This is a genomic window from Campylobacter sp. RM12651 (assembly GCF_022369475.1).
Lineage (GTDB): Bacteria > Campylobacterota > Campylobacteria > Campylobacterales > Campylobacteraceae > Campylobacter_E.
The window spans coordinates 581,678-597,641 of sequence record NZ_CP059600.1 but is presented as its reverse complement, the minus strand read 5'-3'; the positions used below and the strand labels follow the sequence as shown (position 1 = coordinate 597,641).

14 protein-coding genes and 1 pseudogene are annotated in these 15,964 nt (G+C 29.0%); 6 read left to right on the top strand and 9 right to left on the bottom strand.

The genetic code is table 11. The features are described from left to right. Window positions 1–17 precede the first annotated feature (17 nt). The gene (locus AVBRAN_RS03015) at window positions 18–272 is read left to right on the top strand and encodes a hypothetical protein (protein ID WP_239803523.1); all 255 of its coding nucleotides are present in this window, start codon (window positions 18–20) and stop codon (window positions 270–272) included. A gap of 31 nt (window positions 273–303) precedes the next feature. Here the strand turns inward: AVBRAN_RS03015 and AVBRAN_RS03010 are convergent, their stop codons facing one another. From AVBRAN_RS03010 to AVBRAN_RS02995, 4 genes are all read right to left on the bottom strand, one after another. Then, window positions 304–1,194, bottom strand: a complete 891-nt coding sequence (locus AVBRAN_RS03010) for a radical SAM protein (protein WP_239803522.1) — start codon at window positions 1,192–1,194, stop codon at window positions 304–306. An 83-nt stretch (window positions 1,195–1,277) separates the two neighbouring features. Continuing rightward, window positions 1,278–1,904 (bottom strand): PAS domain-containing protein, encoded by a 627-nt coding sequence (locus AVBRAN_RS03005; protein WP_214117868.1) that lies wholly within the window; start codon window positions 1,902–1,904, stop codon window positions 1,278–1,280. 71 nt (window positions 1,905–1,975) lie between these two features. After that, entirely contained in the window at window positions 1,976–3,247 is a 1,272-nt protein-coding gene (locus AVBRAN_RS03000) for a D-serine ammonia-lyase (RefSeq protein ID WP_239803521.1), read from the bottom strand. A 9-nt stretch (window positions 3,248–3,256) separates the two neighbouring features. Next, complete coding sequence (locus tag AVBRAN_RS02995) at window positions 3,257–4,555, bottom strand: gluconate:H+ symporter (protein WP_239803520.1); 1,299 nt, start codon at window positions 4,553–4,555, stop codon at window positions 3,257–3,259. A gap of 232 nt (window positions 4,556–4,787) precedes the next feature. On the opposite strand from AVBRAN_RS02995, the gene AVBRAN_RS02990 reads away from it, so the two are divergent. Genes AVBRAN_RS02990 through AVBRAN_RS02980 form a run of 3 tightly spaced genes read left to right on the top strand, consistent with a single transcriptional unit; the run spans window position 4,788 to window position 7,500 of the window. Then, window positions 4,788–6,026, top strand: coding sequence for an MFS transporter (locus AVBRAN_RS02990; RefSeq protein ID WP_239803519.1), 1,239 nt, complete (start codon window positions 4,788–4,790; stop codon window positions 6,024–6,026). A 20-nt stretch (window positions 6,027–6,046) separates the two neighbouring features. After that, window positions 6,047–6,706, top strand: coding sequence for an RraA family protein (locus tag AVBRAN_RS02985; RefSeq protein WP_239803518.1), 660 nt, complete (start codon window positions 6,047–6,049; stop codon window positions 6,704–6,706). Beyond that, the gene (locus tag AVBRAN_RS02980) at window positions 6,706–7,500 is read left to right on the top strand and encodes a nitrilase-related carbon-nitrogen hydrolase (RefSeq protein WP_239803517.1); all 795 of its coding nucleotides are present in this window, start codon (window positions 6,706–6,708) and stop codon (window positions 7,498–7,500) included. Before AVBRAN_RS02985 ends, AVBRAN_RS02980 begins: the two co-directional genes overlap by 1 nt. Before the next feature lie 32 nt (window positions 7,501–7,532). Here the strand turns inward: AVBRAN_RS02980 and AVBRAN_RS02975 are convergent, their stop codons facing one another. The 5 genes and pseudogenes from AVBRAN_RS02975 to dcuC form a co-directional block, all read right to left on the bottom strand. Further along, window positions 7,533–8,879: an ATP-binding protein gene (locus tag AVBRAN_RS02975; protein WP_239803516.1), complete on the bottom strand. Its 1,347-nt coding sequence runs from the start codon at window positions 8,877–8,879 to the stop codon at window positions 7,533–7,535. A 54-nt stretch (window positions 8,880–8,933) separates the two neighbouring features. Next, window positions 8,934–10,256 carry an MmgE/PrpD family protein gene (locus AVBRAN_RS02970; protein ID WP_239803515.1) on the bottom strand — a complete coding sequence of 441 codons (1,323 nt, stop codon included), beginning with the start codon at window positions 10,254–10,256 and terminating at the stop codon, window positions 8,934–8,936. A 2-nt stretch (window positions 10,257–10,258) separates the two neighbouring features. Continuing rightward, the gene (gene purB, locus AVBRAN_RS02965) at window positions 10,259–11,629 is read right to left on the bottom strand and encodes an adenylosuccinate lyase (protein ID WP_239803514.1); all 1,371 of its coding nucleotides are present in this window, start codon (window positions 11,627–11,629) and stop codon (window positions 10,259–10,261) included. 11 nt (window positions 11,630–11,640) lie between these two features. Continuing rightward, window positions 11,641–12,799: pseudogene (locus tag AVBRAN_RS02960) on the bottom strand (PLP-dependent aspartate aminotransferase family protein). Window positions 12,800–12,813: 14 nt separating this feature from the next. Then, window positions 12,814–14,205 (bottom strand): C4-dicarboxylate transporter DcuC, encoded by a 1,392-nt coding sequence (gene dcuC / locus AVBRAN_RS02955; protein WP_239803513.1) that lies wholly within the window; start codon window positions 14,203–14,205, stop codon window positions 12,814–12,816. A 174-nt stretch (window positions 14,206–14,379) separates the two neighbouring features. Between dcuC and AVBRAN_RS02950 the strand changes: the two genes are divergently transcribed. Further along, the gene (locus tag AVBRAN_RS02950) at window positions 14,380–14,736 is read left to right on the top strand and encodes a RidA family protein (RefSeq protein WP_214117879.1); all 357 of its coding nucleotides are present in this window, start codon (window positions 14,380–14,382) and stop codon (window positions 14,734–14,736) included. 109 nt (window positions 14,737–14,845) lie between these two features. After that, a complete protein-coding gene (locus tag AVBRAN_RS02945) occupies window positions 14,846–15,835 on the top strand; it encodes a GMP reductase (protein ID WP_214117880.1) in 990 nt (329 codons plus the stop codon). Window positions 15,836–15,964 lie beyond the last annotated feature (129 nt).

The following is a 15,964-nucleotide window of genomic DNA, read 5'->3' as shown; positions in this document are numbered from 1 at the left end:
GTATATTTTATATTTTTATGAGTGTTTGTAATTTTATACTTTTAGTATTTTTTAAAAATATTTATAAAATTTTTACTTTAAATAATCAAAGATTTTATGATACTTTACTATTAGAAGATAATGAGAATATTATTTGTATTTATATGAATAATTCTAACTATTCGCTTTTGTATGAATATTTTTTAAATAATTTTAATATTGATATAACAAAGCTTGATGTTAAAATCAAGCCCTTTTTATTTTATTCGCACTTGGTTTATAAATACACTTAAAATAAGTAAATTAATCACAATAGCTTTTATATTAATTAGAATTTGATTTGTTTAATTTATAAAAATTAATATCATTTATTTTCACACATTTTATTATATTTTTATCTACTAATTCATCTAACATTTTTATATCTTTTTCATCAATTTCTTGTGAGCTTAATGGTCTTAAACTAATAGTTTTAAGCAAATCATCATATTTATTTATATTAGTATTTCTACTCATAATATTAACTTTTATATTAGTTATCAAACTAGCCAATTTACTTAATTTCTCAAAACTTGCAGCCTTTACATTATAATCACTCGGTCTATCAATAGTTCCTAAATCAAGTCTAGTTGCTTTAATATCCTTTAAAATATCATTTAAAGCAATAAAATCCTTTTCATCATCATTAATACCATCTAAAACCAAGCATTCTAAAATCAACTCACCTTTATAAATTTGACTAAATTCTTTTATACCTTGAACTATTTTATTTATATCTATATTCGTCCTATCAATTTTGCGAAATACTTTAGGATTTACACTATCAATACTTAGTTTAACGCTATCAAGATTTAATAATGCCTTTTGAATATTTTTATCAAAAATTGTGCTTGCATTACTCAAAATTAATAATTTTGCATTCTTTTTAACTTCATTTATTTTTATAATCAATTCATCTAAATATGGATATAAAGTAGGTTCGCCATTTGCACTAATGCTTATATAATCGCAATCTTTATGTATTTTCAAAGCTTCTTTTAGCTCATTTATTATATATTCAACACTTAAATTTGATTTATTTTCATATTGTAATTTAGCTTTTCCAAGCTCACAATATAAACAATCAAAATTACAGCATTTCTCATTAGGACTTAAATCTATACCTAAAGATTTTTTAAATCTTCTTGAATTAACTGGGCCAAAAATTACTTTCATAAAAATACCTTTATATTAATTACTATTGAGATTTTAGCACTAAATACTAATGGAATTTAACTTAATCAAGCGTTTATGCTTGATTAAAATTTTTGTTTAGATTTGTTTATACAACGATATATGCTTGATTCTGAAAGATTTAAAAGATTAGCTATTTCTGTAATTGAGCCTTTTATATTAAAAATACCTTTTTCATAGATTTTATCTACTATTATTTGCCTTTGTTTTGGTTTTAGATTAGTATTTTTTAGCTCATTTACGCTAAGCCCTGTTAATTCTTGAATTAGCTCATTTAAATCAAGGCTCAAAACTTCTTCATAAGCAGCTTCTTCTACAGGTATATCGCTACCTAATAATTGTGCTGCTATATTTTCCATTCTACTTTTATCGTAGTTTATACATAGCATTCCACTTAATTTATTGCCTTCTTTGATAAAAAATGTGCTACCTCTTATATTTTTTCCACCTGCACTTGCTTTATAATTGCTTAAAAAATCTCTTTCTTCATAAATCTTTTTATTAACAAGCTCAAGTGCAAATCCTGTAATAGGAGAATTAATACTTCTTCCGCTTATGTGATTATTAGCAATTTCTGCAATACTCATTCCATCATCATTTATATCGTGCAAAACTATTTCATAATCCTTGCCTAAAGCTTGTGCTAAAAAATGCACTAATTTTATATATTCTGTTCTTGTTTGTTGATTCATAAAGCCCTCGGTAAATGTTTTGTAAATTATAGTTGCGTAAAGTAATTATAAGCCCTATTTTAGGGCTTATTTTATAATAATTCATCTCCTGTTTTAATAAATTCAGCCATTTCAGCGTCTGGCACCATACTTCCACCTGTTGCCCATATTAGATGAATTGCGTTTTTGTGTTCAGTTTTAAGCTCATTAGAAATCATTAAGCCTTTAACTCCAGCTAAAGCCGAAGGCTCAAGCTTAATACCTTCGCTAGATGCAAGTAAGCTTAAATATCTATACATATTCTCATCACTTACCGTAAAGCTTCCATCAATTACACGCTCAAGCACTTTACCTACAAGACCACTCGCACGACCAACAGCAAGCCCATCAGCAGCCGTAATATTATCAAGCCCAATATCAGCTACACTTATTTCATTATGTTTTCCGGTAGCAAGTCCAAGTATCATACAAGGACTATGCGTTGGCTCAGCAAAAAAGCATTTTACACAATCGCCAAATTCAGCCTTAAGCCCATAAGCAACCCCACCAGGACCACCACCAACACCGCAAGGAAGATAAACATAAAGCGGTCTATCTTTGCTGATATTAATATCTAATGCTTGAAATTGTCCTTTTAATCTCTTTGCAGCAACGCTATATCCTAAAAATAAATTATGCGAGTTTTCATCATCTATAAAATAACAATACGGATTATTTTCAGAACTTTTTCTTCCCTGCTCTACTGCGACGCCGTAATCATCTTCATAAGTAATCACGCTGCATCCGTGCTCTCTTAGCATTTTTTTCTTCCATTCTTTAGCACAATCACTCATATGAACTTCTACTTTAAAGCCAAGTTTTGCACTCATAATTCCTATTGAAAGACCAAGATTACCGGTTGAGCCAACTGCTATTTTATATTTACTTAAAAATTCTTTATATTTTGGCTCGGCAAGTTTTGAATAATCATCTTGAATGCTTAGCATATTATTTTCTATTAGCAAATCTTCTGCGTGTTTTAATACTTCATATATTCCACCACGAGCCTTAATAGAGCCTGATATTGGTAAATGTGAATCAAGTTTTATATAAACATCGCCATTAATACTAGCACCACTTAATTTTTCTAACTCTTTTTTATAATTATTCACACAAACTAATGGGCTTTCTATAATACCATTAGTAATATTTGTAGCAGGGAAAATTATCTTAAGTAAAGGTGCAAAACGATTAAGCCTAGCCCTTGCATCATCAATTCTATCAAGCTTAATAGCACCTTTGTTTAATTCATTTAATACATCATTGCTTAGATTTGTATTAATCCAACTTGTTTCTTTCATTGCTTTTAGATTTTCAATTAACATTTTTACTCCTTATAAAATTATTGATAAAACATAGCTTAAGATTAAACCACTTATACTTGCTACTAAAGTCGCACTTGTAAAATACTTAAACATAGCTTTTACGCTCATTCCTAAGCTTTCTTTTACTAGCCAAAATAAGCTATCAGTTACTATAGTACAACCTATAGCACCACTTCCTATTGCAAGGCATAAAACTTCTTTACTAACATTACTATCCATTTGTAAAACAATTCCTGCTGCACTAATCATAGCAACCGTTGCACTTCCAACACTAGCATGTAAAATAATAGCAATTAACCAAGCTAAAAATACAGGATTTAAACTCAAACTTCCTAAAGTCTGCTTTAATGCTTCGCCAATGCCTGAAGCAATTAATATCTCATTAAAAGCTCCACCTGCTCCTATGATTAATAAAATTGAAGCAATTTGCGTAAATGAATCCCCACTAAAATCCATTAAATTTTGCATAGAATAGCCTTGCTTTAAGCCTAAAGTATAATATGCTACAAAAACACTTATTAATAATGCGATAATAGGATTTCCAATGAATGCAAATACTGCATTATCTTTAAATACTAAAGTCTTAAGCAACATTAAAACTAAAGGCAAAAGTATTGTAAAATAAGTAATTGCTGTGCTTGGCATAGAGTTATAAGTAGAACTTGTATTATCAAAAACACTCATCTCATTATCTTTTGAAAAATCAAAGAATTTCAAAAACAAAACCCCACCTATAAAAGCACATATCATACCCACAACTATACTCATCCAAATTACTTGACCTATATCAGCACCTAAAGTAGCTACTATGCTAGTAGCTGCTGGGTGTGGTGGCACCATACAATGAACTGCCATTAGTGAAGTTGCTAATGCTATGCCTATTTTTATTCTGCTAACACCTATTTCTTTAGCTACAACTAAAACTAAAGGCACTAATAAGACAAATCCAACCTCAACAAATACAGGAATACCAGCAATAAATCCAACCAACATCATAACAATATCAGCTCTTTTTTTACCAAGTAGATTTAGTAATGATAGGGCTATTTTTTGCGCCCCGCCACTAACTTCTAGCATTTTTCCTAAGATACTTCCACAACCAATAATAACAGCTAAAAATCCTAGCGTCCCACCTACTCCATTTTCAATAATAGAACCGATTTTTGTTAAATCAACACCAGTTATAAGTGCGACAAAAATACTTGCTAAGCTTAATGATAAAAAAGCGTGGATTTTAAGTTTTGTAATACAAAACACAACTAAGGCAATAGAAGCTATTAAGACCGAAATTAAAGCAAAATTGCTCATCTTTTCTCCTTTATTTAAAAATCATCATTTGATTATACCCCCCCCCATCTTTAAAATTTTCTTAAAATAATAATTTTTTTGATTTTTTTTAATAAATTTTCTTAATTTTTCTTACTTTTTCATAAAATATTACAAAAAGTAACAAATTTTTATTAATTTTAGAAAAAATAATAATAAAATTTTATTATTTTTATATAATGAAAATAAGTTAATTTTAAAAAAAGGAGAAATTATGAGATTTAGGTGGCTTATAGCCTTTGTATTTTTCCTAATAGGCTTAATCGCTTATATGGATAGGGCAAATATTTCTGTCGTTGCTAGTTTTATGATGCAAGAATTTAATATAGATAAAACTCAATTTGGCTTATTAAATTCTGCATTTTTTATAGCTTATGCCGCAGCTCAAATTCCAAGTGGTATTTTAATTCAAAAATTTGGCAATAAATTTATGACTATTTTTGCATTAATTTTATGGTCAATTTTTACTATTTTAACGCCACTTGCAGGAACATTTATGCTACTTTTAGTAGTTAGATTTTTATTTGGTTTAGGAGAAGCTCCTATATATCCTAGCAATGCAGCATTTAATAATAACTGGTTTGGTAAAAAAGAAAAAGCAAGAGCAGCTTCATTTTTACTAGCAGGTTCATACTTTGGGCCAGTAATTGCTCCATTTATATCTGTTTGGCTTGTCAATAATTATGGTTGGCATAGTGTATTTTATGTATTTGGTGCGATTGGAATTTTAATCGCCTTGATTTATTATTTTATAAGTTCATCAAGACCTGAAGATAATAAATTTATTAGTAAAGACGAACTTTTATATATTCAAAGTGAAAGATTTGTAGATGGTATTAAAAAAACTCCTTGGAAAGCATTCTTAAAAAATAAAGAATTTTATGCACTTGGAATTGCATACTTTTTTTGTGTTTATATAACAGGTATGTTTATGACTTGGCTTCCTACATTCTTACTAGAAGCTAAAGGACTTGATTTAAAAGCTATGGGATTTTACGCTGGAGCTCCTTGGCTTGCTATTTGTATATTTGTTGCACTTGGTGGTGGATTAAGCGATAAGATTTTAAAAATTACAAATAGTTTTAAAAAAGCTAGAACTTATTTAGCAGTTGCTGGATTTTTAATATTTGATATATGCTTATTTTTAGTTGTATATGTTGAAAATACAATGCTTAGTATTTTATTTTTAAGTCTTGGTTTTGGGTTTTTAGGACTTCCTGTTGTTGTATCTTGGGCTGTTGCAGCTGATAAAGGTAGAAGTCAAGCAGCAGCGGTTAGCTCTTGGATGAATTTATGGGGAAATGTAGGTTCAGCGTTCTCGCCTATTTTAGTTGGCTGGATGGCACAAAAATATGGATGGAATATAGCTATATTATTTAATATAATTCCTGTAACACTTGCTATGATAGCTTATTTATTTGTCAAACCTGACAATGCTTTAGAAAGTAATTAATTTTAATAAAAGGAGAAAAAATGTTTATTTTAAACAAAAGAGTTAGTAAAGTTTCAGATGAAATTCTTAATCTTTATAAAGAGGTTTGCCCTTCAACTATAGGACATATGCAAGATTGTGGTTTTATTAGAAATTTAAAGCCACTTCATAGTGGAAAAAAATTAGTAGGAACTGCTATAACCGTTAGAATACCACACCTTGATTCTACTGCTGTTCATAAAGTATTTGATATTGTAAATGAAGGTGATATTGTAGTAATTGATACCAATAAAGATTATGAAAGAGCACCTTTTGGAGAATTAGTTTGCTATATGGCAAAACACAAAAAAGTTGGTGGAGTAATCATTGATGGTTGTGTAACTGATTTGAATGCTATTAAAAATCTTGGCGTTAATGTTTGGTATAGAAATGTTAGTGCTTTAACAACTAGAATTAAAGGAATTGAAGGCTCAATTAATGTTCCTATTGCTATTGATAATGTTGTTATAAATCCAGGAGATTTGATAGTAGCTGATGATGATGGAATACTGGTTTTAAATCCAGATATTGATAATGTTGAAGAACTTGGCAAAAGAGCAATAAATGTTCAAATCGGAGAAATTGAAACAAAAGCAAAAATAGATAAAGGCATTCCACTTAGCGAAATTTTAGGTGCAAATAAATATTTTGAGGGTTTATGATGAATAAATTAAAAATTGCTTTAGCTCAAATAAAAACTGATAGAAATTATAAAATTAACCTTGAAAAAATTATTGATTTTATGCAAAAGGCAAAGTCTTTTGGTACTGAGCTTGTGGTGTTTCCAGAAACTTCACAGGCTTTTGTGCCTAGTAATGAAGGGATTAATTTTAATACCATTGCTCAAAATATTGATGAAGAATTTGCAACAAGCATTATTAATAAAAGTAAAGAGTTAAATATCGCAGTTGTTTTTGGTTTTTATGAAAAAGATAATGAAAAAACTAAAAATAGTGTAATTTTTGCTGATTGTGGCAAAATAATCCATAAATATTCAAAAACTCACCTTTACGATGCTTTTAGCTATGATGAAAGTAAAGATATAAATGCTAGTAATGAAAAAATAAAAGCCTTTGATACAAAATGGGGTAAAATGGGGATAATGGTGTGTTATGAGCTTCGTTTCCCTGAAATTGCTAGAACTTTAGCACTTGATGGTGCAAGGCTTGTATTAGTTCCTACTGCTTGGGTAGATGGCAAATATAAAGATGAACATTTTATGCTACTTACTAAAACAAGAGCTTTAGAAAACACAATATATTTATGTGCTAGTAATCAAACAGGTAATATCTACACAGGTCGCTCGTGCCTAATAAATCCACTTGGACTTGAAGAAATAAAACTTGGCGTTGATGAAGGTATTCAAATATTTGAAATTGATTTTAATAAAATTGATGAAGTTAGAAAAGCCTTGCCTTGTATATCTCAAAGAAAGCCTAATTTATATAGCCTATAAACTAAATTTCGTATGCCTTAAACATACGAAATTTATAATAATTCAATTAATTGTATTTCATCACTAGCAAGTGCTTTTAAATCATTTGTAAAACCGCTTTTGCTAAATAAAATATATTTTTTAATAGGTAAATTACTATCTATTTTAGTAGCTTTTGCTTTTAAATCTTCTAAAACATTAGTTCCTACTGCTTTATTTTTATATTTACATTCAGCAACTATTAAATAATCTTTAGCGACCCCAACCGCATCAATTTCTGTATTTTTATCCCACCATCTACCACATTTTAAAAGGTCTTTATGTGCGTTTAAAAGATAATTAATCGCTAAATCTTCATACACCCTACTTATAAATTCCATAAAACTTGTCTTAATTATATTAATTACATAATCTGTATTATCAAGTTCAAGTTGAGATTTATAAGGAAATATATATGCAAAATAAAATCTTAAAAAATTATCTTTTATAAAATATAAACTTTTTTTTGATTTTTCTGGATTTTGTTCGGTTATAGGAATAATTTTATAAATAATATCAAGCTCAATTAATTTATCTATAAAAGATGTTATATTATTTGGACTTTTACCTAATTTACTAGCAATATTTCCAATCTTATGTTCTCCACTAGCAATAATTTTTAAAATTGAAAAATAAGTTATAGGTTCATTGATTTCATTTTGCAATACGAAACTAGCTTCATTATATAAATATGAATTTGGATTTAAAATATTTGCTTTAATATTTTCATAAATATCCCCTTTATCATTTATAAGCTCAAGATATTTTGGGATACTATAAAACACACTATATATTTCTATAAGCTCATTTTTAGTTTTATTAGGAAAAAAATCTTTTAAATACTTAAACTCAAGTGCTTCAAGCTTAATAGCACTAGTTCTTCTACCATATAAAGGAGAATTGTATGATAATGTATATTCATACATCATAGAAATAATTGAGCCACATAAAATCAAATGAATATTTTTATTCTTAAATATCTCATCACAAATATACTGAAATTGCGATGGAATAGAATTATCAAGCTTTGCAAGATATTGAAACTCATCAATTACTATTACTATTTTTTCATCTATTTTATTTGCTACATATAAAAATAAAGTTTTAATATCATTTATTTGAATTTGTTTTAATAAATCATCATTATAAAAATTAGCTAATTCATCTTTCATTCTATTAATTGTAATGTTAATATTTTCAAGGCTTGATAAAAAATAAAAAGCTTTTTTATCTTTTATATATTCTTTAATAAGTCTAGTTTTTCCAACCCTACGCCTACCATAAAGAATAGTGAAAGTAAAACCGATTTTATTAAATTCATCGTTTAAAGTTTTTAAATGTTTTTCTCTATTAACAAACATATTTAACCTTTATCGTTTTTAAATTATTATAATCTAAAAACGATAAATTTTAATTTATTCAAAACTTTTTATGTTTTCTAAATCTAAGACTTGTTTTTTAATTTTTTCTGAAAGATTTTTGTCATTTACATTTGCATTAAATTTCTCAAGTAATTCATCTAAACTTAAAGCATTATCTGGATTACCTTTATTAATTTTCACTTCTTTAATAATAGTGCTTCCATTATTAAGCGTTGCTTTAAATTTGCCACAAAAATACTTTGGAAATCCACCTGAAATATATTTTTCATATTTAATTTTTTTAGCAAAATTAACAATCTCTTCACGATTTAATTCATTATAAGAATTTAAATTCACTTTGCCATCTATAAACATATAACTTATTAAATACGCAAATGAAAATTTTGCTTCATAATCTGTTTTTGGATTGTGTTTTTTATCTATAGGGTCGCATATAAAAGAAATAGGAACGCTATCTACATAGCATAAAATCTCCTTTATATCATCAGGCTTTAAACCATCATTTCTAAGTTCTTTAGCACAATCAACAAGCCCGTGTGCGAAATGACAACTTGGATATGGCTTAATTGATACTTCTTTTACCATATAATCTTTTCCTAAATTTTTATCAAGCCTTGTCTTATCGCATTCATCTTCTATACCAAATGCTCTAAAGATATTATCACGACCTTCAAAAATACTAACAGGAGCAAAAAGACCAGCTTTTGCATATTCACAAGCTCTAATTCCATTTAAAACCGCACTTGCTATATGAAGTATTTTAGAATTGCTTCCATTACTTAAAAACTCATTTATCCCACCTGCAAAACTAGCAGCAAAACCTAAAGCATTGATTGTTTGCGAAACATTTAAATCATTTATAACGCAAGCTGCAGCACTTGCTCCAAAAACTCCAGCTATAGCACTTGTATGAAAACCATTTTTATGAAATGTCCCATTACTAGCAACCCCAATTCTTCCTGCAACTTCCCAACCCATAATAAAAGCTTTTAATATTTTTTTACCATCGTTTGTTTTAGAAAATCCATAACTAAGACAAAGCGGGGTTAAAATAGCACTTGCGTGAAGTATAGCTTCTGTTAGAGTATCATCAAAATCAAGTATATGAGAACTCATAGCATTTATCATAGCAGCATTAAGTGGGGTAGCCTTAAATTCACTACCCCAAATGCTTGTATTAGCATTCTCTTCTTTAAATGCCTTAATGGTTTTTAAAATAGCATCATTTTTGCTACCCGCAAGAGCAACTCCAATGGTATCTAACATCAATTCTTTTGCTCTAGTTTTTACATCAGCTGGTATATCTTCATAACTTTTATTTACTACAAATTCAGCTAATTTTTCACTATAAAGCATAATTAATCCTTTAAAATCTCTGCGTTTTTAATTTTTTCTAAAAACTCATCAACTAATTTTGGTGCATATCCAACATAAGTAGTAGCATCAAGTAAAGCATCTATTGATTTTTCATCTAAAACTTCTCTTACTCTACTATCTGCTAATAAAACTTCTTTGAATGTTTTATTATTTTCAATTCCAATCATAGCATTTTCATATACAATCTCATGAGCGTGTTGTTTTCCAAAATGCTCACTTAATGCAAACATAACCCTTTCGGCTAAAACAAAACCTTTTAAAGTATTAAGGTTGTTTAACATTGAATCTTTTTTAACTTCTAATCCGCCTAAAGCTGTTTTCATATTATCAAGAACACAAGAAAGCATTAAAAAGATTTCAGGAAGTAATTTCCATTCCATTTTCCAAACCTGACCATCTCTTTCATGCTCGTGTCTTTCAATATCGCTTAAAATTGCAATATTTGCTTTTAAAGTATTGCTAACCGTTACAGCATTTTCGCTTATTGCTGGATTTCTTTTATGTGGCATTGTAGAGCTTCCTACTTGACCTTTGCCAAATGGTTCAGCCACTTCATTTACTTCATTATGAGATAAAATCAAAATCTGATGAGCTATTTTATTAAATGTAGCATTTATATTAGCTAATACATATCCAAGCTCAATAAATCTATCTCTTGCTGGTTGCCAAGAAATATAAGGAACTTTTAATCCTAAACTCTTTATTGTTAGTTTTTCAACTTCATTATGTTTATCACTTAAACTAGCTTTAGTGCCAACCGCACCAACTATAAGACCTACATAAAGTCTTTCTTCGCATTCAAGTATTCTTTCATAATGTCTATTAAGCTCATCAAGCCAAATAGCAACTTTATGTCCAAAAGTAATAGGAAGAGCTTGAAGCGCTAAAGTTCTTCCCATCATAGCTGTATTTTTATGCTCTACTGCTAGTCTTTTTAAAGATTTTGCTATGATTTTTAAATCATCTTTTATAAGCTTTAAAGCTTCTTTAAATTGTAAAACAAACCCAGTATCCATAATATCTTGAGTAGTTACCCCAAAATGAACAAATTCTCCATATCCATTCTCGCAAGCTTTTTCTAAGCCCCTAACGGTTGGAACTAATGGATGTTTTGTCTTTTTATATTCATTAAATATAAAATCCATATCCATATATTTATAAAATGATTTTTTAGCTATTTCTGTAGCTGCAGCTTCTGGGATAATGCCAAGCTTTGCTTGAGCTTTTGCAAGTGCAGCTTCAACATCAAGCCATTTTTGAATTCTATTTTCTTCACAAAAAATATCACGCATAGCTTTTGTGCTCCAAGAATCACCTAATAATCTCATATCAAATACACTAATACCTGTCATAATTTCTCCTTTTATTTAATTTTGTTAAATGCTTGTTCTAAATCAGCTATTAAATCACTAGCGTCTTCTAAACCTATATGAAATCTCACAAAAACCCTATTACTATCAACTTTAGTAGCAGTTCTTGGTGGCATAGTAACCGTTGCAAGACTTTCATATCCACCCCAACTAGCACCTATTGAAAAATATTCCAAATCATCTACGAATTTAATAGCTTGTTCTTTGCTAATTCCTGAATTAAATTCTATAGTTACCATACCATTAGTTCCTATGAAATCTCTTTTAAATATTTCATTGTTTGGATGGGTTGGTAATTTTGGATAAAAAATATTTTTAATTTCTTTTCTTGTTTGTAAAAACTCAACAACCTTATCTGCATTTTCTTCGTGATTTTTAAGTCTAATTCCAAGAGTTCTCATACCCCTAAGAACTAAATAACAATCATCAGGACTTGTAGTTAAACCTAAAGCTTCTGGTAATTCATTAAAATTTTTGTATTCTTTTTCATTAACAATCACACAACCCATAACAACATCAGAATGTCCGCTAAGGTATTTTGTAGCTGCAATTACGCAAATATCAACCCCAAGTTTTATAGGATTTGATAAATATGCACTTGAATATGTGCTATCAATTGCTACAGGTATATTGTGTTTATGTGCTATTTCGCATAATTTAGGAACATCAATTATTTCATACATAATAGAACCAGGGCTTTCACATAAAATAAGTTTTGTATTTGGCTTTATTTTACTTTCAACATCACTAGCATCTGCTTTTAAAAAACTCAACTTCTACTCCAACTTTATTTAAAAACAAATCACATATAGTTCTAACAGGTCCATAAATTCCATCAGTTATTAAAAAATGTGCGTCCTTACTTGCATAATTTAATAAAACCATAGCAAGTGCTGCAAGTCCTGTTGGATAAAGCGAAGCTCTAAATCCACCTTCTAGCTCACATAATAATTTTTCAAGTTCAAAAGTAGTTTCAGTTCCCCTTGCACCATAACTTAAAACTCTTTGCGTTTTTCTAAGCTCACGATATTCTTGCCAAGTTTTATGGTCTTTAAATAATATAGTTGAAGCTCTCATAACACTAGGATTTACTGCTTTTACAGGTAAATCCTGACCACGACCTAAATGAATTAATTTTGTTTTAGTTTTCATATTCTCTCCTTTTTTTAAATATAAATACAAGTGCAAATAATATTTACAATAACAGCTACTATCATAGGTATTGCTGTTCTTTTTACAACCGCAAATGGGCTAACTTTAGCAATTCCTGCTACTGCTAAAATAGCAGGTGCAATTGGACTTACGCATCTTCCAAATCCTGTCATTATTTGAATAGGTGCTATCATCATAATTGTTTCAACATTAAAAGATTTTGCAATATTTGGAATTAATGGTGCAAAACTAAAAAATGCTGCATTTCCTGAACCCATCAAAAATGCTGATAAAGAAAGTAAAATTGATACAAATATAATTATTGCTAATACACCAAATCCAGCGTCTTTTGCAAAATTAATTAAAGTATCCACAAAACCTATTGATAAAAGCCCAGCAGCAAATACTTGACCGCATACAATAAGGCTTACGGTTATTACAAATAAATGTCCCATACCTTTAAAAAATACCATAATAGAATTTAAAGTTTCAATTACGCTTTTATATCTAATCATTTCAAAAATAATTGCTGCAAATGTAGAAATCATCATAGCTACAGGAACATTCATTTTTATGCTACTTCCAACAACTTTTGAAAATCCTAATATTAAAATTAGTGGAATTATTGGCAATATCGCATAAATTTTTGGCGGATATTTTGTTTTATTTTCGCCATTTTCACTAAGTTCTTTTTCAATTTCATCTTTATTAAACACAAAATTATCTTTTTTATCAAAATATTTAGATGTAAAATAAATAGCAATCGCAACAGCTAATATGATAGGTATAGTAGTTGGTAATTGATACTGAACAAAATAAGTAGCTGGATCAACTCCTGCTGTTTTAGCAGCTAATATAACATTACCACTTCCAGGACCATGGTCAATATATTGACAAGTCCCAATAACTGTTAATGCTGATAATTTTGAAACACCAGTCCTAACCAAAATAGGATACATAGTAACCATAAGTAAAAGTCCAAGTCCAGCGTGAGATGGTATAAAAATTACCAAAAATTGTGTAACAAAATAAGAAACTATTAAAAGCATATAAGGAGATTTTACCATACTAAGTGGCTTTTCAAAAACCTTAAATAAAGCATAACTAGCCCCAACATGCTCCATATACGCACTAAAACCTGCTATACACATAAGAGTAAGCCCAAGACCACTAAGTGTAGAAGAAAGGTTTTTATTAAAAACTTCAAAAAGATTAAAAAACCAAAAATTTAAATCCCCTTTAGCGTCTAAGACTTTGCTAGTAAAAATAGCATTACTATCGTGCATAGTCGCAACTAATAATAAAAACAAACCACTAAGCAACAACGCCATATGAGCATTTATCTTTTTTGCAAGCATAAAAACTAATATGGCAATTGCTACTAGTGAAAACAAAATGCTAAACATCTCAACTCTCCTTTAAAAATAAAATTATTATTTTGAAGTAAATTTAATAAAATTTTCTTAAAATTAGATAAATTTAAGAAAATTTTAGTAAAAAAGTAATATTTTTTATTATTTTTTATCAATTAATATTTTTTTGCTAATATTTTTGCAAAATTTTTCAAAAAAGGAGAAAAAATGAATTATCCAAAGGCTATTGGACCTTATAGTGTGTGTGGTAAATCAGATGATTTAGTATTTGTTAGTGGTCAGCTACCAATTGACCCTAGTACAGGCGAGTTTGTAAAAGGCGATATTAAAGAGCTTACAAGACAAAGTTTAAGAAATATAAAAGCTATCTTAAACGAGCAAGGTTTAGATATGAATAATGTTATAAAAACAATGGTTTTATTAGCTGATATAAATGATTTTGCAGCAGTTAATGAAGCTTATGCTGAGTTTTTTAAAGAGCCTTTCCCTGCTAGAAGTGCATTTGCAGTAGCAGCATTACCAAAAGCATCAAGAATAGAAATAGAAGCGATAGCTAAAAAATAATTCCGGTGAAAATCCGGATTTAAATTCCGTAAAGTATTTTTACTTTTAAAATCAAGTTTTTATTAATTGTTTATAAGATAAAATCAGTTCTTTAATTTAAGGAGATGAGATGTTAAATAATTTATTAGTATTTGATTATGAAGACGTGCAATTAATCCCTGCAAAATGTATAATCAATTCAAGAAGCGAATGCGATACTAGCGTAAGGCTTGGTAATAGAACTTTTAAACTACCTGTAGTTCCTGCAAATATGCAAACAATCATTGATGAAGAATTAGCGATTTCATTTGCTAGAAGTGATTATTTTTACATTATGCATAGATTTGAGCCTGAAAAAAGATTAGACTTTGTAAAAAAAATGCAAGAATTAGGGCTTTTTGCGTCAATTTCTGTTGGCATTACTCAAAAAGAATACGAATTTATTGATGAATTAAAAGCAAATGAGCTATATCCTGAATATATTACAATTGATATTGCTCACGGACATAGTGACAATGTAATTAAGATGATTAAATACATTAAAAGCACATTAAAAACTAGCTTTGTAATAGCAGGAAATGTCGGAACTCCTGAAGCTGTTCGGGATTTAGAAAATGCTGGAGCTGATGCAACTAAGGTTGGTATTGGACCTGGTAAGGTATGTATTACTAAGCTTAAAACCGGTTTTGGAACTGGTGGTTGGCAGCTTGCAGCGCTTCGCTGGTGTGCTAAAAGTGCTAAAAAGCCAATAATTGCAGATGGTGGTATTAGAAATCACGGAGATATAGCAAAATCAATTCGTTTTGGAGCTACTTTTGTAATGATAGGCTCATTATTTAGCGGACACGAGCAAAGTCCTGGAAAAACCATAGAAATTGATGGCAAAAAAATGAAAGAATATTATGGCTCAGCAAGTGAATTTCAAAAAGGTGAGCGTAAAAATGTAGAAGGTAAAAAAATGTATGTTCCATTTAGGGGAAATATTTTTGATACCTTAAATGAAATGAGAGAAGATTTGCAAAGCTCAATTTCTTATGCAGGTGGAAAAGAACTTCGTGATATTAGAAAAGTTGATTATGTAGTGGTTAAAAACTCAATCTTTAACGGAGATACTATCTAATTAATAAATTTTCCTAATTTAGCTATAAATTAGGAAAATACATACTCTATTAAATAATTTTTTTAATTTAAATTCTAAGCTAGTAATTATTTTGATTAAGCACAAAATATAATATTTTGCCTTATAACG

Coding starts and splice junctions, on each gene's coding strand:
- AVBRAN_RS03015 (WP_239803523.1), top strand. CDS start 18: ATGAGTGTTTGTAATTTTATACTTTTAGTATTTTTTAAAAATATTTAT.
- AVBRAN_RS03010 (WP_239803522.1), bottom strand. CDS start 1,194: ATGAAAGTAATTTTTGGCCCAGTTAATTCAAGAAGATTTAAAAAATCT.
- AVBRAN_RS03005 (WP_214117868.1), bottom strand. CDS start 1,904: ATGAATCAACAAACAAGAACAGAATATATAAAATTAGTGCATTTTTTA.
- AVBRAN_RS03000 (WP_239803521.1), bottom strand. CDS start 3,247: ATGTTAATTGAAAATCTAAAAGCAATGAAAGAAACAAGTTGGATTAAT.
- AVBRAN_RS02995 (WP_239803520.1), bottom strand. CDS start 4,555: ATGAGCAATTTTGCTTTAATTTCGGTCTTAATAGCTTCTATTGCCTTA.
- AVBRAN_RS02990 (WP_239803519.1), top strand. CDS start 4,788: ATGAGATTTAGGTGGCTTATAGCCTTTGTATTTTTCCTAATAGGCTTA.
- AVBRAN_RS02985 (WP_239803518.1), top strand. CDS start 6,047: ATGTTTATTTTAAACAAAAGAGTTAGTAAAGTTTCAGATGAAATTCTT.
- AVBRAN_RS02980 (WP_239803517.1), top strand. CDS start 6,706: ATGAATAAATTAAAAATTGCTTTAGCTCAAATAAAAACTGATAGAAAT.
- AVBRAN_RS02975 (WP_239803516.1), bottom strand. CDS start 8,879: ATGTTTGTTAATAGAGAAAAACATTTAAAAACTTTAAACGATGAATTT.
- AVBRAN_RS02970 (WP_239803515.1), bottom strand. CDS start 10,256: ATGCTTTATAGTGAAAAATTAGCTGAATTTGTAGTAAATAAAAGTTAT.
- purB (WP_239803514.1), bottom strand. CDS start 11,629: ATGACAGGTATTAGTGTATTTGATATGAGATTATTAGGTGATTCTTGG.
- dcuC (WP_239803513.1), bottom strand. CDS start 14,205: ATGTTTAGCATTTTGTTTTCACTAGTAGCAATTGCCATATTAGTTTTT.
- AVBRAN_RS02950 (WP_214117879.1), top strand. CDS start 14,380: ATGAATTATCCAAAGGCTATTGGACCTTATAGTGTGTGTGGTAAATCA.
- AVBRAN_RS02945 (WP_214117880.1), top strand. CDS start 14,846: ATGTTAAATAATTTATTAGTATTTGATTATGAAGACGTGCAATTAATC.